This is a genomic window from Streptomyces poonensis, from assembly GCF_014650915.1.
Classification (GTDB): domain Bacteria; phylum Actinomycetota; class Actinomycetes; order Streptomycetales; family Streptomycetaceae; genus Streptomyces; species Streptomyces poonensis.
On record NZ_BMVW01000001.1, the window covers coordinates 1,280,157 to 1,304,827 of the forward strand.

Genomic DNA, 24,671 nt, shown 5'->3' on the forward strand with positions numbered 1-24,671 from the left:
GACAAGTCACGCGTGGGGAACGACCCGATATCTACGCTCGGTGATTTCCGCGCTCGGGAGCGACACCGGAGGCCGCTCCCGCAGCATGCGGGGAAGTACGACGGCTGTGACGGTCGCGCGGGGGGCGTACGGCGGCTCCCGCGAGGGGACGTACGGCGGCTCCGCGGAGGGGCCGCGCAGGCACGCGGAGGGGACTACTCGGGCACCGTGAAGTAGCGCGCGAACGCCGTCACGATCTCCCTCTCCCCCACCTTGCCGTCGGCGTCGGCGTCGAGGCCCGCGGCGACGGCGGCGGCGATCTCCTCGGGCACGCCGAGGGCTCTGAGGACACGCACGATGTCCTCGACCGTGGCCGAGCCGTCGCCGTCGGTGTCCGCGACGGCGAGGGCCGCATGCAGGAAGGGCCGGGCGATCTCGGCGAACCGGTCGGGGTTGTCGCGCAGTCGCTTGACCGCGCCGTTCACGAACTCGTCCCGGGTGATGCGCTGGTCGCCGTCCCGGTCCGCTATCCCGGCCATGCCCTGCCAGAAGGCCTCGGCACCGCCGTACAGGGCCTGTCCCTTGTCGGACCGGGGCGTGGTGGCGAACTCGGCGAGGACGGCCTTGGCCGCCGCGCTGAAGTCCTCCCGGTCGATCCAGCCGTTGCCGTCCTGGTCGAAGGTGGCGAACCGGGCGGCGATCCTGCGCTCGTACTCGGTGCTGACCATGTCTGTTCGGGCCCGCCTTACGTCATCACGTGGGGTGTCTCGCACGGAGCGTACGACGTCAGGCGTCATGCCGGGGACGGGAAACGACGCTCGTGCCAAGACCGGAGGAATTACGCAACAACATCTCGGTGCAGCGGTACAGCGGTGCGGTGAAGGGGCGCTTGCGGTGAAGTGACGCCGTGGTGGTGCGGTGGGACGGTGGTGCGGTGGGACGGTGATGCGGTGGCACAGCGATCATGGTGCGGCGGTCCGCGCATGGTGGGCGTCACGCCGACAGTGGGCCGGCCTCCTCGTCGTCCGGGCCCGCACCGACGGCGGAGGCCACGTCCGGGTGCACGTCGAAGAGACGGCGGACACCGAGGGCACCGAGCACGCGGTTGACGTGCGCGCCCCGCCCGCGAGCGGCGGCGCCCGGCCCGGCCGTGCCCGCGGGAGCTCTCTCGGGCGGCAGGATCAGGCGCAGCCGGCCCTGGCAGGACCGTATGAGGCGGCGGGTGGCGATGAGGACGCCGACGCCGCTGGAGTCGCAGAAGACGACCTCCGACAGATCGAGGACCAGATCGCGGCGCCCGTCGGCCACGGCGTCGTGCACGCGCCGGCGCAGCACCGGGGACGTCACCAGGTCCATCTCGCCCGACACATGGAGCACGGCCCACATCCCGCCCTCTCCGTCGGTCACCTTGAGCGTCACACCACGCCTCTCAGTCGCCGGTCGCCGGAACTCCCGGAAACGGACCCCTCGATACCCCCGGAGTCGGGAGTCGCACACCCGGATCCCGAACTCCCGGATCCGGAACTTCCGCCAGTGGAACCGAAAAGCGGAAGCAGCCCCTTCGCTTCCCTCTGCGCGGCTGCCCCACCGTGATTCCCATGAAACACCGATGACTGGCCGAAAGTATGGGCCAAGACTAGCCATTTCAGGCGTGAACAGTCTCTTCCGAACTATTGCGGTCATGCTTGGTCGGTTCCGCGCAGGGTAGGCGCTTTCTCGTACGTGAAGACGACCGAAGAGCATCGGCGACCGGTCCATACCACTCCGGACCGCCTCGGGGGCGCACATTGCCGCAAAGGGGCGTGCGCCACGGGACGTGCCGACTACATTCAGGAGGACGGAGAACACCACGCTGGACGAGGAACGGCCCAGGCACGCGAGGGGGAGCGGCACATGGCGACGAACGACGCACCGCCCCGCTGGGACCGCAAGATGCAGCAGCGGCTGGCACGCGGCGAGGCGGCGGCGCTCGGCGAGCTGTACGACCGGTTCGCTTCGCTCGTGCACGGGCTTGCCCATCGCGTGCTCGGAGACGAACACGCAGCCGACGGAATCACACGCGAAGTCTTCGCCCATGTCTGGGAGAACCCCGAGTCGTACGACCCCAGGCAGGGCCCGCTGCGCTCCTGGGTCGCCACGCTCACCCACCGCCTCGCCGTGCGGCGCCTGCGCGACACCGAGGCGGGACGCATGGGCAGCAGCGGTGAGCTGGAGCGCAAGGTGCGCAGCGCCTCGGTGGCCGCCCGCGCCGACTACATCGTCACCTCCATGCCCGTACCGCTCCGCGCCGCCCTGGAGCGCGCCTACTTCCAGCGCCGCGACTACCGCCAGACCGCCGCCGACCTCGGCATCACCGAGGACGAGGCCCGCCGCCGGCTCCGCCTCGGCCTCCAGCTCCTGGCCACCGCCCACGACACGGGCCCATCGGGGGGACCACCCGGATACGGGGGTGCGGTGTGACCGGCGACGCGAACCGGTTCGAGGGGCACGGGGAGTACGGAGGGAGCGGGGAGAGCGGAGGAAGTGGGGAGAGCAGAAAGCACGGACAGAACGGGAAGCACGGGGAGAGCGGGAAGCACGGGAGTCGTGACGTGGAAGACGCGAGCGGCCCGCACGATCCGGGCGGCCCCGGCGCGGGAAGTGACGACGAGCACGACGACGCCCGGCCGCCCCGCATACCGTTGCCCCGGTCGTCCGTCGAGGACACCGGACTACCGCTGCCGGATGCCGTCCCGGCCGCCCCGAACCCTGGCCCAGCGCCTGCCCCGAACCCAGCCCCTGGCCCTGTCCCATCCCCGGACCCGGACCCGGACCCGGATCCCGTACCGCCTGTCCTGCCGCACCAGGTACTGAAGGCGCTGCTCGGGGCATGGGCCCTGGCCGCCTGCGCGCCGGAGGAGACGGCCGCCGTCGAGGCCCACCTCGGCACCTGCGGCTCCTGTGCCGAGGAAGCGCTGCGGTTGCGCGAGGCCGTGGGCCTGCTGCACCCCGCGGAGAGCCTCGACCTCGATCCGGGGCTGCGCAACCGCGTCCTGGAGGGCTGCCTCGGCCGCCGGCCGCCGCGCATTCCCGTGCCGGAGTGGGCCGTGCCGTACGACGCGGAGGTGGCGCGGCTGGACGCGCTGCTGCAGGACATCGGGGACGCCGACTGGCACACGCCCGTACGGCTGCGCTGGTTCGGGGACGAGGGCACGGCGATCCGACGGACGACCGTCGCCGGGGTCATCGCCCATCTGCTGATCGTCGACGGGCTGGTCGCGCTCGCGCTCGGCCTCGACGACCCCCTCCTGGCCCTCGGCGCGACGGCGGACGCCCCGACGCCCGAGGACCGCACCGAGGAGTACTGGCGGGCCGCCCGCTTCCCGCTGACGCGCCGGGTGCGCGGGCCGTGGCGCGAGCAGAGCCACGACCTGGTCCGTACGGTGTCCTTCGCGGGCAGCGGCTCCGGCCGGCTGGCCGTGCCGTACGGCGGTTTCGAGCTTCCGCTGCGCGACGCGATGGTGGACCGTGCCTTCGAGTGCTGGATCCACGCGGAGGACATCGCCGAGGCGGTGGACTACCCGTACGCGCCGCCCTCGCCGCGCCATCTGCACGCGATGATCGACCTTGCGGCCCGTATGCTGCCCGCCACCCTGGCCGGGCGGCGCCGGGCCGGGCTGGCGGCTCCGCCACAGACCCGCCACCTGGTGGCGGCGGGCGCGCCCGGCCGCAGTCTGCGCCTGGAGATCGAGGGACTCGGCGGGGGCGAGTGGCTGATCCCGCTCGACTCCCCGGCCGCCGTCGGCTCCGCCGCGCACGAGGTGGCGCATGTGGCCCTGGACGGTGTGGAGTTCTGCCGCCTGGCCGCGGGTCATGTGCCGCCGGAGGACGCGGCCGCCGGTCAGAACGGCGACCGCGAGGCGGTACGGGACGTGCTCTTCGCGGCCGCCTCGCTGAGCCGGATGTAGCGCCGTACGCCGCCTGGGACCTCTCCGGGCTCTCGGGGCTCGGCTCTCGGGCCTCTCGGCTCTGTCGGGCCTCTCGGCTCTCTCGGGCCTCAGGCGAAGACGACCGTCCGGCGCCCGTTCAGCAGGATCCGCCGCTCCGCGTGCCACTTCACCGCGCGCGCGAGTGCCTGGCACTCCACGTCCCGGCCGATGGCGACCAGCTGGTCGGGGGTCACGTCGTGGCCGACCCGCTCGACCTCCTGCTCGATGATCGGGCCCTCGTCGAGGTCGGCGGTGACGTAGTGCGCGGTGGCACCGATCAGCTTCACCCCGCGCGCGTGGGCCTGGTGGTACGGCTTGGCGCCCTTGAAGCTCGGCAGGAAGGAGTGGTGGATGTTGATGATCCGGCCGCTGAGCTGCTTGCACAGGTCGTCGGAGAGGACCTGCATATAGCGGGCGAGGACGACGAGCTCGATGTTCTCGCCGCGCACGATCTCCAGCAGCTGCGCCTCGGCCTGTGCCTTCGTGTCCCTCGTCACCGGGATGTGGTGGAAGGGGATGTCGTACGACGCCACGAGTTCGGCGAAGTCGGTGTGGTTGGACACCACGGCGGCGATCTCCACCGGCAGCGCGCCGATCCGCGCCCGGAACAGCAGGTCGTTCAGGCAGTGCCCGAACTTGCTGACCATGAGGACGACGCGCATCTTCTCGTCGGCCCGGTGGATCTGCCAGTCCATCTGGAAGGAGTCACCGATCGCCGCGAAGCTCGCGCGCAGCTTCTCCACGGTCACCGGGGACTCGGCCGAGAAGTGGACCCGCATGAAGAACAGACCCGTGTCGTGGTCGCCGAACTGCTGGCTGTCCTCGATATTGCAGCCGGTCATGAAGAGGTAACTCGACACGGCGTGCACGATGCCCTGCTTGTCCGGGCACGAGAGGGTGAGGACGTACTGGTCGGCGGGCGCCGCGGCGCGGGTGGACTGCTCTGTCATGCAGGACAGGGTCCCATACACGGGGCCGGGACAAGCAGCCGTCCCGCTCCCCGGACCGGCTCCGGCACCCGCATCCGTATCCACATCCGCACCGGCACCGGCACCGGCACCGGCACCGGCACCGGCACCACGGTGTCCGCGCCGGGCGGCTACGCCGTCCGCGTCAGGATCCGCAGCACCTCGAGCGTCTTCGGCGGCGCGTCCGGGTCCTCCCCGTCGCTCGCCGCCATCCGTACGTGCGCGTCCCGGGCCGCCCGCACCGCCTCCGGCCACCCGTGGTGGTCGAGGTACGCGGCCACCGGCGCGTCCGGTCCGACCTGGTGCATGATCCGCAGCACCCGCAGCACGGCCGTGTCGACGAGGGCGGCCTCCTGGGAGTCGCGGAAGATCGCGCCCACGTACTTCTCGGCGGACCAGTTGTCCAGCCAGGTGTCCTCCACCAGGCGGTAGACCGCGTCGGTGACGTCCCCGTAGCCGTCGACACCGGCCAGCCAGACGTCCCGCTGGAACACCGGATCGGAGAGCATGTGCAGCGCGGAGCGCACATTGCTGCGCCAGCGCCACCACGGCATGTCGTTCAGTGGCATGCCGCCCATGGTGGATGAGCGACGCCCGCGACGGGAAGAGTTGTCCGCACCTTGCACGGTCATCGATCGTACGTTCCTCACGGAAACGCGGTCATTGCCCCCCGCTGTTCACCTCATCGTCACCGCCCGTTGTCCACTCGTCACGGCGGGGTTGGCGATGTGGCGGAATCGTGCGTGTCCATGACCGGCAGGCGACCCATGCGCAACTTCCTCCCCTTCCGCACCCGGCCCGTCCGGAGCGCCCTGCTCTCCGCGGGAGCGGTCGCGGCCTGTGCGTCGCTCGCCGTCGGTTGCGGTGTCGTCCCCGGTACCACGGGGGGTTCCGGGGACGCGCCGATCACCGTCATGACGTGGGCACCCGAGAAGACCGCCGCCACCAACAAGCCCGGCATGCCGGCCATGGCCAAGGCCTACGCCCGCTGGGTCAACGCGCAGGGCGGCATCAACGGACACAAACTGCGGGTCCTCACCTGCAACGACCACAACGACACCGTGGGCGCCGCGAAGTGCGCCCGCCGCGCGGTCGATGAGGGCGTCGTCGCGGTCGTCGGCTCCTACAGCCAGCACGGCCGTTCCTCCCTCTCCCCGCTGGAGAACGCGGGCATCCCGTACATCGGCGGTTACGGCGTCACGGACGACGAGTTCACCAGCCCGACCTCGTATCCGGTCAACGGCGGCCAGTTCGCGCTCCTGGCCGGCCTCGGCGAACAGCTCGCCGATGCCTGCGGCCCGGTCGTACTCGTCCGCCCCGACTCGCTCGTCGGCGACACGATGCCGGTGCTCCTCGACGCCGGGCTGGGCACCGAGGACCACTCCGCCGTCACCGACCAGCTGGCCGCCGAGGACGCGACCGAGTACACGACCGCGTCCCAGAAGGCGCTGGAACAGGCCACCTCCGATCCGTCACGGACCGGCTGCGTGCTGCCCTCCCTCGGCGACCGCACCGCCACGTTCATGGACTCCTTCCGGCGCGTCCGCGAGGACTACCCCGAGGTGCGCACCGGAGCGGTGCTCGGCAGCGTCGACCAGTCGCTGATCGACGCCACCGGCGGGGCGTCGGGACCGTTCGAGGGGGCGTACGTCACCGGCTGGTACCCGGAGGAGAGCGACGAACGCTGGGACACCATGAACGACGTGATCAGCGAGCACGCCTTCGGCGACAACCGGATCGACGCCGCGGACCCGGGTGTGCAGACGACCTGGGTGGCGTACACCGTGCTCAAGGCGGTCGTCGAGAAGCTGGGCGACGGGGAGGTCAGCGCCGAGACCGTCCGCAAGGCCCTCGACGACGGGCTGGAGGTCAGCACGGGAGGCCTCACCCCGACGCTCCGCTGGCGCTTCGAGGACCTCATCGCGGCCGGCGACTTCCCGCGCCTCGTCAACGCGAACGTCACCTTCCAGGTCGTACGGGACGGCCGGCTGGTGGCCGCGCGGAACGACTTCGAGAGCGTGCTGGAGACCTTGGAGAACGCGGACTAGAACCGCCTGCCCCGCGCGCGCGTCATCGGCCACGCCCCTGGCTGCTCCCCCGGCCGTTCCCGCGGCTCGGTCACGGTCCCGCCCCGGCCGCTCCCGCCGTCACGGCTGCGTCACAGCTGCGTGGCCTGCCGCTGCGTCAGCCCGTACGTGGACGCGATGGCGTTCCACAGCTTGGCGGCCTGCTCCTTCTCGGCGCTGGCCGTGCCGCTGGCCGTGTTGCCGGCCTGGGTGTGGTGGGTGGTGCGGGCCTGACCCTTGTGACAGCCCTTCTTCTTGGCGGTCTCGCCCGCCCAGGCGGCGTAGTGGTTGTCGGCGGACTCGGACGCCTGCCAGGCCTTGGTGAGCGCGGTGGTCAGCGCCGCGTGGTTCGGCAGCTTGTCCACGGAGAGCTGCGACAGGCGGGTGACGAGATTCTTGCGCTGCTCGGCGGCCTCCAGCAGATCGGTGCCCGCCTGCTGGAGGTTGTCACACCCCTTGATGTTCTGCACCGCCCTGATCACGCTCTCCCGGCTGCTGCCGCTGTCCGCGAGCAGCTTGTCCAGGGCGACGGCCTGCTCCTTCGCCGGGTCGACGGTCGGGGACGGCGACTCGGCGGCCTCGGACGCGACGGCCGCCACGGTCCGGTCGGGGTCCTGCTCCTCGTCGCCGCCGCCGCTGGTGCCGAGCAGGGCGCCCGCGCCGACGCCGAGCACGGCGATGCCCACGCCGACGGCCGCGATCATCGGCACCCGTGAGCCGGTGCGGGCACGTCCGCCCTCGGCGTCGCGGCGGCCGGCGGCCCGGCCGCCGGCCGCGTGGGGAGCCGCCGGAGCCTGCGCGGACCACTGGTCCTGGCCCGTCCGGTGCGGCACCTGCGGCAGCTGTTGCGTGGCTTCCGCCGACGCACCGCCCGGCTCGCTGCGGAAGAGGTTGTCGAACACGTCCGGGTTGCCCCGGTCGTCGACCGCCCCGTTCCCGTACGGCTGCGGGGGCACGGTGCCCGGCTGCTGCTGGGCCGGTACGGGCGGGAGGTACTGCGTGGCCTGGGCGTCCGGGTACCCGGACGTCGGCAGCGGGCCGGCGCCCGGCCCGGACGCGGGGCCGGATGCGCGGACGCGTCCCAGGTTCCGCGTCGCGTCGGAGGGCGACTCGGGCGTGCCGGCCGCCTCGGGCGGAAGGGCCCCCGGGCCGACCGGCGGGATGTACTGCGTGGCGGCCTCGTCCACGGAGCCGGGCGCACCGGCGACGGGCGGGTGGTACTGGTGCGCCGCCTGGTCCACGGGGCCGGCGGGCACCGGGGGTATGTACTGGGTGGCGGCCTCCGCCACGGGCGGCAGCGGACCGCCCGGGACCGCGGGCGGCATGTGCCCCATCTGCTGCGGGGGGAGCCCTGCCCCCGCCGGTGCGCCGTACGCCTGCGCCCCGTACGCCGGGGGGTGCGCGCCGTACGACGGGGCCTGGGCGCCCTCGGGCGGCAGGGGTGCCGCGGCCGGCGGCTGTCCCTGCGCGCTCCACGGCTGGGCTGCCGAAGGATCCGGGACCCAGGGCTGGTCCCAGGCCTGGCCGCCGGCCGGGGCCGGGCCCGGCTGCTCGCCGGGAACGAGGGGCGCACCGCCGTCGGAGGGCAGCACGACGCCTTCGCGCGGGGCTCGCGCCGAGGGCTCCGCGCCCTGTCCACTCTGCGTCACCAGGACTCCTGCTGATGGGGGAACCTTCGAAATCGTCGGCTCACGCTACCGGGTCTCCACAAGCCGGTGCCACGCAGCACAGAGGCACCACAGTGTGATCAGCGCCTCCCTCGACACGGCGCCGCGGTGAAGTCCTGGCGGACGACGTGAGGCCCCTCACGGGGCCCCACCTCAGTATCAACGGCTTGGTGACCATTACGTGTTCACGCAGCCGCCTGAAGATCGAGCCGCGCGCCGAACTCCCGGACCACCGCCTCGTCCCGGAAAGGTTCCAGCCGCTGCTGGAAGTCGTCCAGGTACTCGGCGCCGCGGCCCGACCGCAGGGTGCCGAGCAGTTCGACCGCCCGCAGACCGGTGTGGCAGGCCTGTTCCACGTCGCGCTGCTGCACCTGTGCGGTGGCCAGCAGGACGAGCCCGATCGCCCGGCGCCGGGCCCGGGACTCGGGGTGCCCCGCCAGGGCCTCTTCGGCGCGCCGCGCGGCCGCCGTGGCCTGTCCCAGGTCGCGGTGGCAGTGCGCCAACTCGTCGGCGAGGTACGCCTCGTCGAAGTGCGCGATCCACGCCGGGTCGTCCCCGGACTCCGCGTCGGCCGACTCCATGGCCTCGACAGCCCGTCCGGCCGCCAGTTGCGCTGACCGCGCGTCGCCCATCAGCGCGTGGCCCCGTGCCTCGGCGGCGTGGAACATGGCCTCCGCGCGCGGGGTGACCCGCCCCCGTGCTCCTTCCTGCGCCGCGCGCGCCAGTTGCGCGATCTCTCTGGGATTGCCGAGCTGTGCCGCCAAGTGGCTCATGGACGCGGCCAGTACGTACCCTCCGTACCCGCGGTCGCCCGCCGCCTGCGCGAGCCGGAGCGCCTGGATGTAGTAGCGCTGGGCGAGACCGGGCTGGCCGGTGTCGACGGCCATGTACCCGGCGAGTTCCGTCAACCGCGCGACCGCCGCGAACAGCGCCCGCCCGACGGCCTCCCGGTACGAGCCCGCCAGCAGCCCGGACACCACGCTGTTCAGGTAGTGCACGACGACCGGACGCACATGCCCGCTGCCGTACTGGTGGTCGAGGTCCACCAGGGCCTGGGTCATCGACTTCACGGCGGCCACGTCGGCGGGTCCCACCCGCGGCCCGGCCGAGCGCGCGACCTGGGTGTCCGGCTGGGAGATCAGCCAGTCGCGGCTGGGTTCGACCAGCGCGGACGCGGCGACCGAGGAGCCGGAGAGGAAGTCCCGCCGACCCACGTCGCTGCGCCACAGTTCGCAGACCTGCTCGATGGCTCCCAGCACGGTCGGCGAGAACTGGAGGCCGACGCCCGAGGCTAGGTGCTTGCCGTTGGCCATCCCGATCTCGTCGATCGTGACGGTACGGCCCAGCTTCCGGCCGAGCGCCTCGGCGATGATGCCGGGTGCCCGGCCGCGCGGCTGCTGTCCGCGCAGCCAGCGCGCCACGGACGTCTTGTCGTAGCGCAGGTCCAGTCCGTGTTCCGCTCCGCACATGTTCACTCTGCGAGCGAGCCCCGCGTTGGAGCAGCCCGCTTCCTGAATGAGCGCCTGGAGCCGTTCGTTCGGCTGCCTGGCGACGAGAGGCCTTGCGGCCATGGCGTACCCCCTGAGGCTGCGGTGCCTGCCCATGCACCGAGTTGACGTTCCTTCAGCGGCTGGTCCCTGGTCGGCGGCACCCGGCGGGCACCCGCGTCTCTCACCGCCGTACGCACCGAAGGGATCCGGGCGTGAAGATCAATGCCCCGCGGACATACCGAGAATGCGAGACATACGAGGTTTGCCGGGGTAAAGGCGGCTACCGTCCCCCACACGTGGTTACCCAGCGTCTGCCGCTCTTCCTCCCGCGCGCCCCCACATGTGCACCCATGCGCCCCGGACACCGAAGGGATGCTCCTCCCCCGCGCACGCGACATCCGTAACCCCTGCTGGCAGCTAGAGTTGTGTTCATCGTGGAAGAGACCATCGCGGGCCCCGATACTGCCCAGATTCCGATGCAGCGCGGCGAATCGCTTGTGGAAGCCGCCGCACGTTACGCCGAAGAACGCCACTGGGACGTGTTCCCCGGGACCTGGCTGGAAGCCGTCGACGGGGTGCAGCGGTGCTCCTGCGATCAGCCGGCCTGCGCCACCCCCGGCGCGCACCCCGCGCGCGAGGACTGGGCGGCCCAGGCGACGGGCAGCGCGACCGTCGCGCGCCGGATGTGGTCCGAGCAGCCGGCCGCGTCCATCCTGCTGCCGACCGGACACGCCTTCGACGCGCTCGACGTCCCCGAGACCGCCGGGCTCCTCGCGCTGGCCCGGATGGAGCGGATGGATCTCACGCTCGGCCCGGTGACCTGGACACCGGACCGGCGTATGCAGTTCTTCGTGTTGCCCGGCGCCTCGGCGAAGGTCCCCGATCTCGTACGGAAGCTGGGCTGGTCCCCGCTGTCCCTCGACCTGACCGCGCTCGGCGAGGGCGCGTACGTGGCGGCACCGCCGACGCGGTACGGGTCCCGGGGTCCCGTGCAGTGGGCGCGCCGCCCCACCGCGGCGAACCGCTGGCTGCCGGACGCGGAGGAGATCATCTCCCCGCTGGCGTACGCCTGCGGGCGGGACGGACGGCGCTGACCGCCCGGCCCGGCACGAGGGACGGGAGCGGCGCGTTCCGCGAGGGTCGGCAGCCGTAACACCACCGGATGCCGGCGGGCCCTCGTATCGTGATCGCATGACTGAGGGTTCAGCAGGCGCGTCGGCCGTACGCGTGCGGGGCCTGTGGAAGCGGTTCGGGGATCAGGTCGCCGTCGCGGGCATCGACCTGGAGCTGCCCGCGGGCCGCTTCATCGGCCTGGTCGGGCCGAACGGGGCGGGCAAGACGACCACCCTGTCGATGCTCACCGGTCTGCTCCGCCCCGACCAGGGCACGGTCGAGGTCGTGGGGCACGACGTATGGCGGGACCCGGCCGAGGTCAAGGCCCGCATCGGTGTCCTCCCCGAAGGACTCAGACTCTTCGAACGGCTCTCCGGGTGGGAACTCCTCACCTACACGGGCAGGTTGCGCGGCCTGCCCGGGACCGAGGTCGACCAGCGCGCCGCCCAGCTCCTCGACGTCCTCGACCTCGCCGGTGCCCGGCACAAGCTCGTCGTCGACTACTCGACGGGCATGCGCAAGAAGATCGGTCTCGCCGCGGCGCTCCTCCACAATCCCGAGATCCTCTTCCTGGACGAGCCGTTCGAGGGCGTCGACCCGGTCTCGGCCCAGACCATCCGCGGCGTCCTGGAGCGGTACACCGCGTCGGGCGCCACCGTCGTCTTCTCCTCCCACGTCATGGAACTGGTCGAGTCGCTGTGCGACTGGGTGGCCGTCATGGCCGCGGGCCGCATCCGCGCGCACGGCCCGCTCGCGGAGGTACGGGGCGACGCGCCCTCGCTCCAGCGGGCGTTCCTGGAACTGGTGGGGGCGGGCGGCCGGGACGCCGGTACGGATCTGGACTGGCTGGGCGGCGGCCCGCGATGAGGACGGCCACTCCCGCGCGCGAGCGGCCGGGGAGGGCCCCGGTGCGCTCGATGACACCCGTCTTCGTACGGCTCAAGCTGTCCCTGCTGCGCAACGGGCTGCGGCAGTCGGCCGGGCGGCGCGCCGCGTACGCCGCCTCCGTCGCCCTCGTGCTGCTGTTCGCCGCCCTGCTGCTGCTCGGCCTGGTCGCGCTGCGCGGCCACGCGCACGCCGCCTCGGTCACCGTGCTGCTGACGGCCTTGCTGGCCCTCGGCTGGGCCGTGATGCCGCTGTTCTTCCCGAGCGGCGACGAGACTCTGGACCCGACCCGCCTGGTGATGCTGCCGTTGCGCCCGCGCCCTCTGGTGCGGGCGCTGCTGGTGGCGTCCCTGGTGGGCGCGGGGCCGCTGTTCACGCTGTGCCTGCTGGTCGGTTCGTCGATCGCGGTGGCGCGCGGGGCGGCCGCGTACGCCGTGTCCGTGGTCGCCGTTCCGCTGGGGCTGCTGGTGTGCGTGGCGCTCGCGCGGGCCGTGGCCGCCGCCAACATCCGCCTGCTGAGCAGCCGTAAGGGCCGCGACCTCGCCGTGCTCAGCGGTCTGGTGATCGCGATCGGTGCCCAGATCGTCAACTTCGGGGCACAGCGGCTCGGTTCGGCCGGGCTCGGCCGGCTCGACCCGGTGACGGACGTCCTGGGCTGGGTGCCGCCCGCATCGGTGATCGCCGGGGTGGACGCGGTGAGCGAGGGGGCGTACGCCGGTGGCGCGGCCCGGCTCGCCCTGAGTGCCTTGGCCCTGGCGGGGCTGCTGGCCCTGTGGTCGCGCAGTCTGACCCGGCTGATGACCTCGCCGGACGGCTCGACCCTGCCGTCCGCGGAGCGGGGCGCGCGGGACCGGTCGCGCTCGGCGGGGCTCGGCCGCCTCCTCCCCCACGGCCGTACCGGCACCATCATGGAGCGCAGCCTGCGGTACGTGTGGCGCGACCCGAAGACCAAGGCGGCGTGGGTGACCTCGCTGGCGATCGGCCTGATCGTGCCGGTCTTCAACGCCCTGCAGGGCACCGGCTCGATCTACTTCGCGTGCTTCGCCGCCGGGATGCTGGGGATCCAGATGTACAACCAGTTCGGGCAGGACACCTCGGCCTTCTGGATGGTCGCGCTGACCATCTCCTCGCCCCGGGACGCATACGTGGAGCTGCGCGGGCGGGCGCTCGCCCTGCTGGTGATCACGCTGCCGTACGCGACGTTCGTGACCGTCCTGACCACCGCGCTGCTCGGCGACTGGGCCGCGCTGCCGGAGGCGCTGGGCCTGTCCTTCGCGCTGCTCGGCGCGATGCTGGGCACCGGCGCCTGGTCCTCGGCCCGTTTTCCGTACTCCATCCCGCAGGAGGGCTACAAGAACGTCGCCCCCGGTCAGGCGGGCCTCGCCTGGATCTCGATCTTCGGCGGCATGGTGGCGGCCGCCCTGCTGTGCCTGCCCGTCATCGCCCTGGTCATCTGGCTGCATGTGTCGCCGGGCGGCGGTGACTGGACCTGGCTGCTGCTGCCGCTGGGCAGCGCGTACGGGGCGGCCGTCGGGGTGCTCGGGCTGCGGCTGGCCGCTCCGCGGACGTCCGCGCGGCTGCCGGAGATACTGGCGGCGGTCAGCAAGGGCTGAGGAGCGCCGGCAAGGGGCTGGGAGGAGGTCGGCCCAAGGGGTGAGGGGGGCGACCAGGGCCGCAGGGGAGTCTGACGGTGTCCGGGGCGGGGCACAGCGCGGTGAGGGCGCCGTGCTCGAGCCGGCGATCCCGGTCTCCGCGGACGCACCGTGCTATTCCTGCGGTTCTTCCTGCGAGTCGTCCAGGCCCCAGGGGTCGCGGAGGCTGTCCAGGAACGGTTCGATGGCCGTGCGCCAGGCCTCCGGCTGGTCGTAGTGGACGAGGTGGCCGGCCTCGGCGACCTCCGCGTACTCCCCGCGGGGCAGGACGCGGACCATCTCCTGGGACTCGGCGCGGCCCAGCTCGCCGTCGAGGCCGCGCACGACGAGCGTCGGGCAGCGGACCTGGGCGAGTTCCTCCCAGTGGGCGTCGTACACCCATGCCTGGCGGGACCTGAGCATCAGCTCGGGGGCGAAGACGGGGCGCCAGCCGTCCGGGCACTCGTGCATGACCTCGGCGTAGAACTCACCGCGGGCGGGATTGCGGCGCTCCACCCAGGGGTCGTCCTCGCCGAACCACTTGCGGACGTCGGCCAGTGTGGCGAAGGGCAGGGGCCAGGCGCTGAACCAGCTCTCCCACTCGCGCTGCGAGGCAGCGCCCAGCGCGGAGGCCCGCATGTCACAGATGATCAGCCCGCGCACCAGTTCCGGATGCTTCGCGGCGAGCTGCCAGGCGGTCAGCGCGCCCATGGCGTGGCCGATGACGATGGCCGGGGCGAGGCCGAGCTGTTCGAGGGCCGCCGCGGCGTCGTCGACGTACGCCTCGCGCGTGTACTCGCCGTCCACCGGCTTGGCGCTCTGGCCGTGACCGCGCTGGTCGAGCGCGACGGCGCGGTGCCGCTCGGAGAGCCAGCGGGCGGTGGACGCCCAGTGCGAGGCACGGCCCATCAGGCCATGCAGTAACAGCACGCCCGGCGCCCGCGCCGTCCCGCCGGCGCCGGTCCCTGACTCTCCCGGCGTACCGATCCCGTCGGGGTCGTCCCGGCCGCCCGTCCCCGGCAGATCCACCCCCGGCGGATCCGCCTTGGGAGGGTCGGCGAACTCCCAGGCAGCGAGACGCAGACCGCCCGCTCCCGTCACGTCGATGCGCCGCACCATTGGCACCCCCAGGCTCCGCTCGGACCGCACGCTCCCGCTCGAGCCGGCCGGTCCGGTCTTCCTCACCGCTGTCGCTCTGCTGCTCCTGCTTGATGTCTTGCTGTGCGCGCCGCCCGTTCCCGTGCCGGCGGACGCCCGGTGATACACGGCGCGCTCCCCGTGCTGTGCGTGACGTGCGCACCCCCCGGCGCCCGCCTCCCGCTCCGGCGACCGCGCCGACCGCGCACGCAGAGTGCCCTCACCCAGGCACCCCTACGCTATCGAATGGATATTCGAAAGTGGTGTTCCTGGCGGCAACACCCCTCATTCGAGTGACCCCTCTCAAGGATTGCCCGCCGCCGCCGAGGGGAGATCTTCAGCGGGGGGCGGACCGCTCGGGGAAAACGGTCCGAGGGGAATGACCCTGAGAGCTCGGGGCTCCGGGTCAGCACAGGGGAGGACAGGCCCCGGCGCCGCAGGGCGCCGGGGCCCTTCCACGTCTGCGCGGCACATCATCCCGCCCCCTCTCCGGCCACCGGGACACCGCTGCCGCGGGCGGCCAAGAGTCCTCGGTCATATGCCTCATGCGCAAGCCTCGCATGCGAACGCCCGGAGCGCTGCGATTCGGCGTACTGAATCTTGGGTCAGATCCGGCCGCCGACGCGTCACAACTGCCGCTGCGGCCGCAGCAGTTACCTGCGCCCGGGGCGACCTCGCAGGCGGCGGCCGTGACGCCCGGTCCGGGCACGGCGCCGAGGGGGTACCGGCGGGGCGGTGATCCGGTGTCTGAGCAGTGGACAGATCCATGCCCCGTGCGTTGACGGTGCGATGGGTCAGCGCTTGGCGACGAACACGTGGGAGGCGACCTCCGTCTCCAGCTCCGCCGCCTCGCCGCCGCTGCCCACCAGCACTCCGCCCGCCGACTCCGTCACGCTGACCACGGAACCCGGCTGCACGCCCGCCCGCCGCAGCGTGTACATCAGCTGCGCGTCCGTCTGGATCGGCTCGCCGATGCGCCGCACCACGACCGTCTTGCCCTCCAGGCCCGGGTCGAGATCGGCCAGCGACACCATGCCCTCGTCCAGGAACGGGTCCGCGCTCCCCTTCTCGCCCAGCTCCTCCAGGCCCGGGATCGGGTTCCCGTACGGCGACTCGGTCGGGTGGCGCAGCAGCTCCAGCACCCTGCGCTCCACGGCCTCGCTCATCACGTGCTCCCAGCGGCAGGCCTCCGCGTGCACCTGCTCCCACTCCAGGCCGATCACGTCGACGAGCAGGCACTCGGCGAGGCGGTGCTTGCGCATCACGCGCGTGGCCAGCCTGCGCCCCTCCTCCGTGAGCTCCAGGTGGCGGTCCGGGGCGACCGACACCAGACCGTCGCGCTCCATGCGCGCGACCGTCTGGCTGACCGTCGGACCGCTCTGGTCGAGCCGTTCGGCGATCCGGGCGCGCATCGGGACCACACCTTCCTCCTCCAGTTCGAGGATGGTGCGGAGATACATCTCCGTCGTGTCGATCAGTCCGGACATACGTGCCCCTCGATGAGATTGCCGAGGGCTCGACGGCTCCCCGGCGTGTGCGCTGGCCCTGCATTCAATTCTGCCGGATACCACTGACAACCGTGCCGCGCCGTGGGGAGCACGGGGTCACCGACCGAAGTCACGCCGCCGGCACGGTCACCGCCGCGGCCGGGCTCCGAGCCGTGGCCGCCGTGGTCACGGTGCCGGTCACGGGATCGCCGTATCGCGTCCGAGCCCATCCGACCGTACACCTGTACGGGATGGGTCCGCGCCAATCTGCGCGGCCGTACGGTGCGGGCCCGTTGCTCGTACGGTGCGGGATCCACCGTCGTACGGGGCAGGATCGCGCCCCGCTCCGGCCGTGCCCGCGCGCGCGTCGTGCCGCCGCCGATCCGGACGTATTGACAGCGCACTGGTCCAGACCGCAACGTGATCCGCGACACGACGGGACGCACCGATGTCGGAAGGACCCATCCGGATGGGCGACAGCACGCTGGCGGAGCAGTTCTTCGACGCGGCGGCGGAGCTGCTGCGGCGGGTGCGCGACGAGGAGGCGGAGTCCGTCGCGGCGGCCGGCACCCTGATCGCCGACACCGTGGCCGACGGCGGCCGGCTCTTCGCCTTCGGCGCCGGCCACTCCTCGCTGGCGGCCCAGGACGTCGTCTACCGCGCGGGCGGCCTCGCCCTGATGAACCTCCTCGCGGTCCCGGGCGTGGTCGGCGTCGACGTGGTCCCCGCGACGCTCGGCTCCGCGCTGGAGCGGGTCGACGGGCTGGCGAGCGCCGTCCTGGACACCAGCCCGGTGCGCGCCGGCGACCTCCTCGTGGTCATCTCCCTGTCGGGCCGCAATCCCCTCCCTGTCGAGATGGCGCTGAACGCCCGCGCGCTGGGCGTGAAGGTCATCGGCGTGACCTCGGTGGCGTACGCCGCGCGGACGACGTCACGGCACGGGTCCGGGACCTTCCTCAAGGACCACTGCGACCTCGTCCTGGACTCCAAGATCGCCCCGGGGGACGCGGAGCTCACCGCCGACGGTGTGGCGGCTCCCTTCGCCCCCGCCTCCACCGTCGTCACGACCGCCCTTCTCCAGGCGGTCATGGCCACGGCGGCGGGCTCCCTCGCCGACCGCGGCATCGAGCCCCCGCTCCTGCGCTCCGGCAACGTGGACGGCGGGCACGACTGGAACGCGCGCGTGCTGCGCGAGTACGGGGACCGGATCTTCTACCGGCACGGGCGCTGAGCACCCCGCCAGGGGTCCGCACAAGGTTCGTGAGGCCGAAATCCTGCGGACAACCGGCGTACAACGATTTCCTTCAATCTTGCGGGAACCCGCTGTGGGCTGAGTCACGTTCAAGTTGAATGATTGCGAAGGAGCGAACCGCCGCCGCGCCGAACGTGCGGACACAGCCTGCAGGGGGTTCAGGTGAGTGCTTCCCGGCGTAGTGGGGCCACGGACGAACTCGGGCCGGAAGAGCCCGAGCGCGACGGGTCCGATCTGCTGGCCGCGCTGCTCGACGGCATGGACGCCGCGTTGTGCGCCTTCGACGCCCACGGCACGGTCACCCACTGGAACCGCGAGGCCGAACGCATCCTCGGCTGGTCCGCCGCCGAGGCGGTCGGCCGCCAGGGCTTCGCGGGCTGGGCCGTACGGACCGCGGACGCCGCGGAGGTCGAGGCGCGGCTGATGTCCGCCATGCACGCGCCCGGGCGCCAGGTCCACGAGTTCGCGCTGCTCACCAAGGAGGGCGGACGCGTCCTCGTCCGCACCCAGTCCGCGGCCGTACGGGGACCGGACGGCAAGCCCGCCGGTGTCTACTGCGCCTTCAGCGAGGTGCACGCGCAGATCGACCTGGAGCGGTCGATCGCCCTCAGCGAGGCGCTGTTCGAGGACGCGAGCTGGGGCGTCGTCCTCGTCGACGCCGATCTGCGGCCCGCCGTCGTCAACGCCCACGCGGCGAGCGCGTTCGGCATCGGGCGCACGGCCGTCCTCGGGCGCCCGCTGGGTGAACTGCTCACCCAGGGCGTGGAGGAGTTGGAGAGCGTCCTGACCCATGTCCTCGCCGAGGGAGCACCGCCCGCCCCCGCCGAGTTGTGGGTGGGGGTCCGCGCCCCCGAGGGCGAGCGGCGGCGCTGCTGGCGCAGCGGCTTCCTGCGCCTCGCCTCACCGCTCGCGGAGGAGCCCGTCCCCCTCGGCGTCGGCTGGCTCTTCCAGGACGTCACCGAGGCCCGGCAGACCGAGCAGGAGGCGTCCCAGCTCCGCTTCCGCACCAACCAGCTGCACCGGGCCGCCCGCGCCGCCGCCGAGTGCGAGGACCCCGTGGAGGCCGTCACCGTCCATCTCGACTACGCCCTCGCGGGCTTCGCCGACCATGCGCTGATCGACCGCGTGGTGGGGCGCGATCCCGCGGCGGGCGACGACGTCCCCGTACGGCTCGTGCGCGTCGCCGCCACACCCACCGGCGCCCCCGGTCCGAGCCGGCTCACCGGCCATGCCGGCGTTCCGGTCCGTTACGCCGAGGGCCACCCCGCCCTCCAGTGCGTCGAGCGCGCCGGGTCCGTACGGGCCGACGCGGCCGGGGCCGGCCCGGAGGCCGACCGCGAGTGGGCCGCCGCCCGCCAGTGGCCCGCGGACACGGTGCACGCGCTGTGCGCGGTGCTGCGCAGCCGGGGCCGTGCCCTCGGCGTGGTGACGTTCCTCCGTGCCGCGGGCCGCACCCGGTTCGAGCGCGCCGACGCCGTGTACGCGGAGGATGTCGCGACCCGCATCGCGGGGGCACTGGATCTGGCGATGCTGCTCGGAAAATTCGGTTGAGCGGCGCGGGGATCCTTCTTAAGGTGTCGCGTACACAGAAGGGAGGTGATCGGGTAAATGAGTGAAACCCGGACGCGTGAGGTGGCTGCGGGCTAGCGGCCCGTCACCACACCGAGTGCGGTGCCGGACCAGCGCGTGAGACAGGCGCGCAGCCGGCCCAATCCCAAGCAGTCACCCGACCCGCAGGCTCGCCGGTACGTCCGGCCGGCTCCGCGCCGTGAGGCGCGGACCAGGGCCTGCGGGTCGTCTGTGTGTGTGCCCGGTACCGGCCGGTGTCAGCCGGCGATGTCCTCGTAGCCCGCGATCTCGCGCGGGTCCCGGGAGCCGGGGCCGACGTACCGCGCGGAGGGGCGGACCAGGCGGCCGGTGCGCTTCTGTTCCAGGATGTGCGCCGACCAGCCGGCGGTGCGGGCGCAGGTGAACATCGACGTGAACATGTGCGCGGGGACCTCGGCGAAGTCCAGGACGATGGCCGCCCAGAACTCCACGTTGGTGGCGAGGACACGGTCGGGGCGGCGGTTGTGGAGCTCCTCCAGCGCCGCCTTCTCCAGGGCCTCGGCGACCTCGAACCGGGGCGCGCCCAGCTCACGGGCGGTACGGCGCAGCACACGCGCGCGCGGGTCCTCGGCGCGGTAGACACGGTGGCCGAAGCCCATGAGGCGCTCGCCCCGGTCGAGGGCGCCCTTGACGTAGGCCTCGGCGTCCCCGGTGCGCTCGATCTCCTCGATCATGCCGAGGACGCGCGAGGGGGCGCCGCCGTGCAGGGGGCCGGACATCGCGCCCACGGCACCGGACAGCGCGGCGGCCACGTCGGCACCCGTCGACGCGATCACGCGCGCGGTGAACGTGGACGCGTTCATGCCGTGCTCGGCGGCGCTCGTCCAGTACGCGTCCACGGCGGCCACGTGCTTGGGGTCGGGCTCGCCGCGCCAGCGGATCATGAAGCGCTCGACGACGGACCGCGCCTTGTCGATCTCGCGCTGCGGCACCATGGGCAGGCCCTGCCCGCGCGCGGACTGGGCGACGTACGACAGCGCCATCACGGCGGCGCGGGCGAGGTCCTCGCGGGCCTGTTCCTCGTCGATGTCGAGAAGCGGCCTGAGGCCCCAGACGGGCGCGAGCATGGCGAGGGCGGACTGGACGTCGACGCGGATGTCGCCGGAGTGGACGGGAATGGGAAACGGTTCGGCGGGCGGCAGACCGGGGTTGAAGGCGCCGTCCACCAGCAGGCCCCAGACGTTGCCGAAGGAGACATGGCCGACCAGATCCTCGATGTCGACGCCCCGGTACCGGAGTGCGCCGCCCTCCTTGTCGGGTTCGGCGATCTCCGTTTCGAACGCGACGACTCCTTCGAGCCCGGCTACGAAGTCGGACATCAAGCGGCTCCTCATGATGTGTGCGACAGCTTGTGGGGTGGGGGTGGTGCTGTGAAGCGGGTGGTGCTGTGGGAAGTGGCGAGTGACGCTTCGTGAGGTGGTGCTTCGAGGGACGCTGCTGCGGGGGTTGGTGCGGTCCGTGATGACCTGGATCGGTGGTCTGAAGCGGGCGGGTGCCGACCGGTTCCGCGGTCGTCGCGGGACTCGCGGTCCGATGCGGTACTCCGGTGATGCCCCGTGCGGTCGGCGGTCATCCAACTGCACGGGTGCAGAACGATATCCCCGAGTGCCACCTTTGGGGAGTCTCCGCGGCACTGAGTGCCAGGTAGTGATGAAGGACACCCACCGCGCGCGCGGGGGCGCATACGGCAGGATGACCATGTGACCGACCGCGATCCCGTCCCCCCGCCGTCTCACCTCACCGTTCCGGACCCGGCCGCGATGCGCAAGCAGTACCGGGCCGAGGGGCTGGACGAGAGCGAGCTCGCCGGACATCCCATGGCACAGTTCGAGCGCTGGTTCCGGCAGGCCGCGGCCGAGGGGGCGGTGTTCGAGCCCAACGCGATGGTCGTCTCCACCGCGGACGCCTCCGGACGGCCGAGCTCCCGTACGGTGCTGATGAAGGCCTACGACGAGCGGGGCTTCGTCTTCTACACCAACTACGGCTCCCGCAAGGCCCGTGATCTGGCGGAGAACCCGTACGTCTCGCTGCTCTTCCCCTGGCACGCGATCGCCCGGCAGGTGATCGTCTCCGGCACGGCACGCCGTACGGGACGGGACGAGACGGCGGCGTACTTCCGCACCCGGCCGCACGGATCACAGCTGGGCGCGTGGGCCAGCGAACAGTCGTCGGTCATCCACTCACGGGCGCAGCTGGATCTGGTGTACGAGGACCTGCACGGCCGCTACCCGGAGGGCGAACAGGTGCCCGTGCCCCCGAACTGGGGCGGCTTCCGGATCGCGCCGCGGACGGTGGAGTTCTGGCAGGGGCGGCAGAACCGGCTGCACGACCGGCTGCGGTACGTGGCGGAGCCGGACGGGTCGTGGCGGGTGGAGCGGCTCAGTCCCTGACCGCGCGCGGTACGCCCCGGGGCGTCAGCCCAGCGCCTCGTCCAGGAGTACGGCCCACTGGGCGACGACCCGGTCGCGGCGGCCCGCGTCGTCCGTGAGGAGGTTGGCGAGGCCCAGGCCGCGGGCCATGTCCAGGAGGCCCTGCACGGTCTCGCGCACGCCGGGCACGGACTCGTCGGCGCCGAGCAGCTCGACGGCGATGCGGTGGGTCTCGCGGCCGACGCGGGCCTCCAGTTCGGTGACCCGGGGGCGCAGCTGGTCCTCGTTGGAGGCGGCGACCCACAGGTGCAGGGCGGCGCGGAAGAGCGGGCCGGTGTAGAGGTCGACCAGGGCGGCGACCACGGCGGGGCGGCCGGTGACCCCGCCGTTCCCGGCTCCCTCGGCTCCCCCAGCGCCCTCCGCTCCCCCAGCTCCCTCGGCGCCCTCGGGGAAGAGGGCGCGCAGGGCCACGGAGCGCTCTTCGGCGACGTACTCGACGGCCGCGGTGAACAGGTCCTCGCGGGTGGGGAAGTGATGCTGGGCGGCGCCCCGGGAGACACCGGCGCGTTCGGCGACGACGGAGACCGTGGAGCCCGCCCAGCCGTGTTCGGCGAGGCAGGCCACGGCGGCTTCGAGGAGGCGCCTGTGGGTGGCGCGGCTGCGGTCCTGCTTGGGCCCCCGCTCCTGTCCCGCGCGCGCCGCCTTGAGCCGCGGTTCGGCCGTGGCCGTGTCGCTCACACCGTCCATCCCGGATCCCGTCGTTCGAGGAAGGCCGTCATCCCCTCGCGGGCCTGCGCGGAGGAGAACAGCCGGGCCGAGAGCGCGGTCAGGTTCTCCGCGTCCCGGTCGAAGGTCTCCAGAACCCTAGCCGTGAGCAGCCGCTTGGTCTCGGCCAGGCCCTGGGGGGAGGCCCGGCGCAGACCGTCCAGGACGGGGGCGAGCACGTCGTCCACGTCGTCACCGGCCGCCGTGACCAGGCCGATGCGGGCCGCCTCGGCGGCGTCGAAGCGCTCGCCGGTGAGGTAGTACCGCGCCAGGGCGCGCGGATCGGTGCGGGGCAGCAGCGGCAGTGAGATGACGGCGGGGGCCACGCCGATGCGGACCTCGGTGAAGGCGAAGGTGGAGTCGGTGGAGGCGGCGGCGATGTCGCAGGCGGCGAGCAGGCCGAGGCCGCCCGCGCGGACGTGCCCGGTGACCCGGGCGACGACGGGTTTGCGCAGTTCGACGATCTGCCGGAGGAGGCCGACCAGCGCGTCGGGGTGCGGCGGGTCGCGCAGGTCGGCGCCCGCGCAGAAGGTGGTGCCGGTGTGGGTGAGGACCACCGCCCGGACGTCGCGGTCCTCGCCGCAGCCGGTGAGCGCGTCGGCCAGTTCCCCGACGAGCGCGGCGGACAGGGCGTTGCGGTTGTGCGGCGAGTCCAGGCTGAGGATCTCCACGGCACGCGCGCGTGTGCGGCCCACGAACGTCATGACCGCTCCCTCAGCCGCCGGCGGAGGATCTTGCCGGAGGCGGCGCGGGGGACGGCGTCGACGAAGGTGACGCGGCGGACGCGCTTGTACGGAGCGACGCGCTCGGCCACGTACGTCATGACGTCCCCCTCGGAGAGGTCCTTCGCGGTCGCTTGGCGGACCACATGTGCGTGCGGCACCTCGTTCCCGTCGTCGTTGTAGGTGCCGATCACAGCGGCGTCGGCGATACCGGGGTGGGTGAGCAGCAGGGCCTCCAGCTCGGCCGGGGCTACCTGGAAGCCCTTGTACTTGATCAGCTCCTTGACGCGGTCGACGATGAAGAGCCAGCCGTCGGCGTCCACGTGGCCGACGTCGCCGGTGTGCAGCCAGCCCCCACCGTCGATCATGGCGGCGGTGGCGTCCGGGCGGCCCAGGTAGCCCTTCATGACCTGGGGGCCGCGGATGAGCACCTCACCGGGTTCCCCGACGGGCACGTCCTCGGACGGGTCGTCCAGGGACACGATCCGCATCTCGGTGCCCGCGACGAGCTTCCCGACGGTCCCGGGAGGGGCGGACCGGGCCGCGTCCGCGTCCACGGGCACGACGTGGGTACAGGGCGACAGTTCGGTCATGCCGTAGCCCTGGCCGATGGGCGGCAGGCCGAGCCGTTCGGCGCAGGCCGCCGCCAGGGCCGCGTCGAGGGGGGCGGCCGCGCTGAGGATGTACTCCAGGGACGACAGGTCGTACTGGGCGACCGCCGGGTCCTTGGCGAGGGCGAGGACGATCGGCGGGGCCACGTACAGGCCGGTGATGCGGTGCGTCTCGATGGCGGCCAGGAAGGTGTTCAGGTCGAACCGCGGCAGGACGACGACGGTGGCCCCGCGTCTGAGCGGGGCGTTCATCAGGGCGGTGAGGCCGTAGATGTGGAAGAACGGCAGGACGGCGAGGATGCGGTCACCGGGTCCGCCGGTGACCATCGGGTCGAGCTGAGCGAGGTTCGTGGCGATGGACCGGTGGGTGAGCATCACGCCCTTGGGGACGCCGGTCGTGCCGGAGGAGTACGGCAGTACCGCGATGTCCTCGGCGGGGGCGATGTCGACCTGCGGCTCGGGCGCGGTGGTGGCGAGCAGGTCGATCAGCGAGCGGTGCCCCGGGGCGCTGTCGCAGACGAGGATCTCGCGTATGCCGCCCGCGCGTCCGGCGGCCGTGCGGGCGGTCTCCAGCAGCGGGGAGACGGTCACGAGCCAGCGGGCGCCGGCGTCGGTGAGCTGGGTGGCCATCTCGTCGGCCGTGGCGAGCGGGTGCACGGTCGTGACCGAGGCACCCGCGCGCGTGGCGGCGTAGAAGGCGGGCGGGAAGGCGATCGTGTTGGGGCTGTGCAGGGCGAGGACGTCGCCCTTGCGGACTCCCGCCTCGGCGAACGCGGCCGCCAGCCGCCGGTGGAAGTGGTCCAGTTGTCCGTACGTGAGGGTGGTGCCGTCGACGCCGTCGATCAGGGCCGGTGTGTCGCCGTGTTCGGCGGCGCCGCCGAGAACGGCTTCGTGGATGGGAAGGTCCACGGCCGGGACGTCTGCGTACTCGCTGCGGAACATCGGTTCCTCCT

Annotated in this window: 21 protein-coding genes; 9 read left to right on the forward strand and 12 right to left on the reverse strand. The window is 72.8% G+C overall.

Annotated features, from left to right (window positions below):
- Positions 1-194: 194 nt before the first annotated feature.
- Together IE242_RS05725 and IE242_RS05730 are read right to left on the reverse strand one after the other, a co-directional pair.
- Entirely contained in the window at positions 195-707 is a 513-nt protein-coding gene (locus tag IE242_RS05725; RefSeq protein ID WP_189855812.1) for an EF-hand domain-containing protein, read from the reverse strand.
- 265 nt (positions 708-972) lie between these two features.
- Entirely contained in the window at positions 973-1,365 is a 393-nt protein-coding gene (locus IE242_RS05730) for an STAS domain-containing protein (RefSeq protein WP_189856452.1), read from the reverse strand.
- A gap of 507 nt (positions 1,366-1,872) precedes the next feature.
- Here IE242_RS05730 and IE242_RS05735 point away from each other — a divergent pair.
- Both IE242_RS05735 and IE242_RS05740 read left to right on the forward strand, forming a co-directional pair.
- The gene (locus IE242_RS05735) at positions 1,873-2,439 is read left to right on the forward strand and encodes a sigma-70 family RNA polymerase sigma factor (RefSeq protein ID WP_189855813.1); all 567 of its coding nucleotides are present in this window, start codon (positions 1,873-1,875) and stop codon (positions 2,437-2,439) included.
- 131 nt (positions 2,440-2,570) lie between these two features.
- Positions 2,571-3,926 carry a zf-HC2 domain-containing protein gene (locus IE242_RS05740; protein WP_189855815.1) on the forward strand — a complete coding sequence of 452 codons (1,356 nt, stop codon included), beginning with the start codon at positions 2,571-2,573 and terminating at the stop codon, positions 3,924-3,926.
- Positions 3,927-4,015: 89 nt separating this feature from the next.
- On the opposite strand, the gene purU is transcribed toward IE242_RS05740, so the two are convergent.
- Both purU and IE242_RS05750 read right to left on the reverse strand, forming a co-directional pair.
- Positions 4,016-4,897 (reverse strand): formyltetrahydrofolate deformylase, encoded by an 882-nt coding sequence (gene purU, locus IE242_RS05745; protein WP_189855817.1) that lies wholly within the window; start codon positions 4,895-4,897, stop codon positions 4,016-4,018.
- Between the two features lie 149 nt (positions 4,898-5,046).
- Positions 5,047-5,547 carry an SCO4402 family protein gene (locus IE242_RS05750; protein ID WP_189855819.1) on the reverse strand — a complete coding sequence of 167 codons (501 nt, stop codon included), beginning with the start codon at positions 5,545-5,547 and terminating at the stop codon, positions 5,047-5,049.
- Positions 5,548-5,664: 117 nt separating this feature from the next.
- Here IE242_RS05750 and IE242_RS05755 point away from each other — a divergent pair, with 117 nt between their 5' ends.
- The gene (locus IE242_RS05755) at positions 5,665-6,963 is read left to right on the forward strand and encodes an ABC transporter substrate-binding protein (protein WP_189855821.1); all 1,299 of its coding nucleotides are present in this window, start codon (positions 5,665-5,667) and stop codon (positions 6,961-6,963) included.
- Positions 6,964-7,073: 110 nt separating this feature from the next.
- Here IE242_RS05755 and IE242_RS05760 read toward each other — a convergent pair whose 3' ends face one another.
- Together IE242_RS05760 and IE242_RS05765 are read right to left on the reverse strand one after the other, a co-directional pair.
- Positions 7,074-8,630, reverse strand: a complete 1,557-nt coding sequence (locus tag IE242_RS05760; RefSeq protein ID WP_189855823.1) for a hypothetical protein — start codon at positions 8,628-8,630, stop codon at positions 7,074-7,076.
- Positions 8,631-8,833: 203 nt separating this feature from the next.
- Positions 8,834-10,219 (reverse strand): NsdA family TPR-like regulatory protein, encoded by a 1,386-nt coding sequence (locus IE242_RS05765; RefSeq protein WP_189855825.1) that lies wholly within the window; start codon positions 10,217-10,219, stop codon positions 8,834-8,836.
- 353 nt (positions 10,220-10,572) lie between these two features.
- Here IE242_RS05765 and IE242_RS05770 point away from each other — a divergent pair, with 353 nt between their 5' ends.
- The 3 genes from IE242_RS05770 (at position 10,573) to IE242_RS05780 (ending at position 13,749) form a co-directional block, all read left to right on the forward strand.
- Positions 10,573-11,232, forward strand: a complete 660-nt coding sequence (locus IE242_RS05770) for a bifunctional DNA primase/polymerase (protein WP_373299454.1) — start codon at positions 10,573-10,575, stop codon at positions 11,230-11,232.
- Between the two features lie 97 nt (positions 11,233-11,329).
- Positions 11,330-12,118: an ABC transporter ATP-binding protein gene (locus IE242_RS05775; RefSeq protein ID WP_189855829.1), complete on the forward strand. Its 789-nt coding sequence runs from the start codon at positions 11,330-11,332 to the stop codon at positions 12,116-12,118.
- Entirely contained in the window at positions 12,115-13,749 is a 1,635-nt protein-coding gene (locus IE242_RS05780) for a transporter (protein ID WP_189855830.1), read from the forward strand. The genes IE242_RS05775 and IE242_RS05780 overlap by 4 nt, the downstream gene beginning before the upstream one ends.
- Positions 13,750-13,902: 153 nt before the next feature.
- On the opposite strand, the gene IE242_RS05785 is transcribed toward IE242_RS05780, so the two are convergent.
- Together IE242_RS05785 and IE242_RS05790 are read right to left on the reverse strand one after the other, a co-directional pair.
- Positions 13,903-14,886, reverse strand: a complete 984-nt coding sequence (locus IE242_RS05785) for an alpha/beta fold hydrolase (RefSeq protein ID WP_189856454.1) — start codon at positions 14,884-14,886, stop codon at positions 13,903-13,905.
- Positions 14,887-15,698: 812 nt separating this feature from the next.
- Positions 15,699-16,391: an iron-dependent transcriptional repressor DtxR gene (locus IE242_RS05790; RefSeq protein ID WP_189855832.1), complete on the reverse strand. Its 693-nt coding sequence runs from the start codon at positions 16,389-16,391 to the stop codon at positions 15,699-15,701.
- A gap of 469 nt (positions 16,392-16,860) precedes the next feature.
- Here IE242_RS05790 and IE242_RS05795 point away from each other — a divergent pair, with 469 nt between their 5' ends.
- On the forward strand, positions 16,861-17,622 hold the full coding sequence (locus IE242_RS05795) for an SIS domain-containing protein (protein WP_189855834.1): 762 nt from the start codon (positions 16,861-16,863) through the stop codon (positions 17,620-17,622).
- A 183-nt stretch (positions 17,623-17,805) separates the two neighbouring features.
- Positions 17,806-19,194 carry a PAS domain-containing protein gene (locus tag IE242_RS05800; protein ID WP_189855836.1) on the forward strand — a complete coding sequence of 463 codons (1,389 nt, stop codon included), beginning with the start codon at positions 17,806-17,808 and terminating at the stop codon, positions 19,192-19,194.
- 275 nt (positions 19,195-19,469) lie between these two features.
- On the opposite strand, the gene IE242_RS05805 is transcribed toward IE242_RS05800, so the two are convergent.
- Positions 19,470-20,570, reverse strand: a complete 1,101-nt coding sequence (locus IE242_RS05805; RefSeq protein WP_189855838.1) for a citrate synthase 2 — start codon at positions 20,568-20,570, stop codon at positions 19,470-19,472.
- A gap of 441 nt (positions 20,571-21,011) precedes the next feature.
- Between IE242_RS05805 and pdxH the strand changes: the two genes are divergently transcribed.
- On the forward strand, positions 21,012-21,641 hold the full coding sequence (gene pdxH / locus IE242_RS05810; protein WP_189856456.1) for a pyridoxamine 5'-phosphate oxidase: 630 nt from the start codon (positions 21,012-21,014) through the stop codon (positions 21,639-21,641).
- Between the two features lie 24 nt (positions 21,642-21,665).
- Here pdxH and IE242_RS05815 read toward each other — a convergent pair whose 3' ends face one another.
- The 3 genes from IE242_RS05815 to IE242_RS05825 are packed head-to-tail and all read right to left on the reverse strand — an operon-like array spanning position 21,666 to position 24,660.
- Positions 21,666-22,367 carry a TetR/AcrR family transcriptional regulator gene (locus IE242_RS05815; protein WP_229858224.1) on the reverse strand — a complete coding sequence of 234 codons (702 nt, stop codon included), beginning with the start codon at positions 22,365-22,367 and terminating at the stop codon, positions 21,666-21,668.
- Positions 22,355-23,089 (reverse strand): enoyl-CoA hydratase family protein, encoded by a 735-nt coding sequence (locus tag IE242_RS05820; RefSeq protein WP_189855842.1) that lies wholly within the window; start codon positions 23,087-23,089, stop codon positions 22,355-22,357. The genes IE242_RS05815 and IE242_RS05820 overlap by 13 nt, the downstream gene beginning before the upstream one ends.
- Positions 23,086-24,660, reverse strand: a complete 1,575-nt coding sequence (locus IE242_RS05825; RefSeq protein ID WP_189855844.1) for a 4-coumarate--CoA ligase family protein — start codon at positions 24,658-24,660, stop codon at positions 23,086-23,088. Before IE242_RS05825 ends, IE242_RS05820 begins: the two co-directional genes overlap by 4 nt.
- Positions 24,661-24,671: the final 11 nt, after the last annotated feature.

Bases quoted from the DNA above. Each gene is read 5' to 3' on its own strand.
- IE242_RS05765 (WP_189855825.1), bottom strand. From the start codon at position 10,219: ATGGCCGCAAGGCCTCTCGTCGCCAGGCAGCCGAACGAACGGCTCCAG.
- IE242_RS05795 (WP_189855834.1), top strand. From the start codon at position 16,861: ATGGGCGACAGCACGCTGGCGGAGCAGTTCTTCGACGCGGCGGCGGAG.
- IE242_RS05815 (WP_229858224.1), bottom strand. From the start codon at position 22,367: ATGGACGGTGTGAGCGACACGGCCACGGCCGAACCGCGGCTCAAGGCG.
- IE242_RS05725 (WP_189855812.1), bottom strand. From the start codon at position 707: ATGGTCAGCACCGAGTACGAGCGCAGGATCGCCGCCCGGTTCGCCACC.
- IE242_RS05805 (WP_189855838.1), bottom strand. From the start codon at position 20,570: ATGTCCGACTTCGTAGCCGGGCTCGAAGGAGTCGTCGCGTTCGAAACG.
- purU (WP_189855817.1), bottom strand. From the start codon at position 4,897: ATGACAGAGCAGTCCACCCGCGCCGCGGCGCCCGCCGACCAGTACGTC.
- IE242_RS05825 (WP_189855844.1), bottom strand. From the start codon at position 24,660: ATGTTCCGCAGCGAGTACGCAGACGTCCCGGCCGTGGACCTTCCCATC.
- IE242_RS05775 (WP_189855829.1), top strand. From the start codon at position 11,330: ATGACTGAGGGTTCAGCAGGCGCGTCGGCCGTACGCGTGCGGGGCCTG.
- IE242_RS05755 (WP_189855821.1), top strand. From the start codon at position 5,665: ATGACCGGCAGGCGACCCATGCGCAACTTCCTCCCCTTCCGCACCCGG.
- IE242_RS05750 (WP_189855819.1), bottom strand. From the start codon at position 5,547: ATGACCGTGCAAGGTGCGGACAACTCTTCCCGTCGCGGGCGTCGCTCA.
- IE242_RS05780 (WP_189855830.1), top strand. From the start codon at position 12,115: ATGAGGACGGCCACTCCCGCGCGCGAGCGGCCGGGGAGGGCCCCGGTG.
- IE242_RS05735 (WP_189855813.1), top strand. From the start codon at position 1,873: ATGGCGACGAACGACGCACCGCCCCGCTGGGACCGCAAGATGCAGCAG.
- IE242_RS05820 (WP_189855842.1), bottom strand. From the start codon at position 23,089: ATGACGTTCGTGGGCCGCACACGCGCGCGTGCCGTGGAGATCCTCAGC.
- pdxH (WP_189856456.1), top strand. From the start codon at position 21,012: ATGCGCAAGCAGTACCGGGCCGAGGGGCTGGACGAGAGCGAGCTCGCC.
- IE242_RS05785 (WP_189856454.1), bottom strand. From the start codon at position 14,886: ATGGTGCGGCGCATCGACGTGACGGGAGCGGGCGGTCTGCGTCTCGCT.
- IE242_RS05790 (WP_189855832.1), bottom strand. From the start codon at position 16,391: ATGTCCGGACTGATCGACACGACGGAGATGTATCTCCGCACCATCCTC.
- IE242_RS05730 (WP_189856452.1), bottom strand. From the start codon at position 1,365: ATGTGGGCCGTGCTCCATGTGTCGGGCGAGATGGACCTGGTGACGTCC.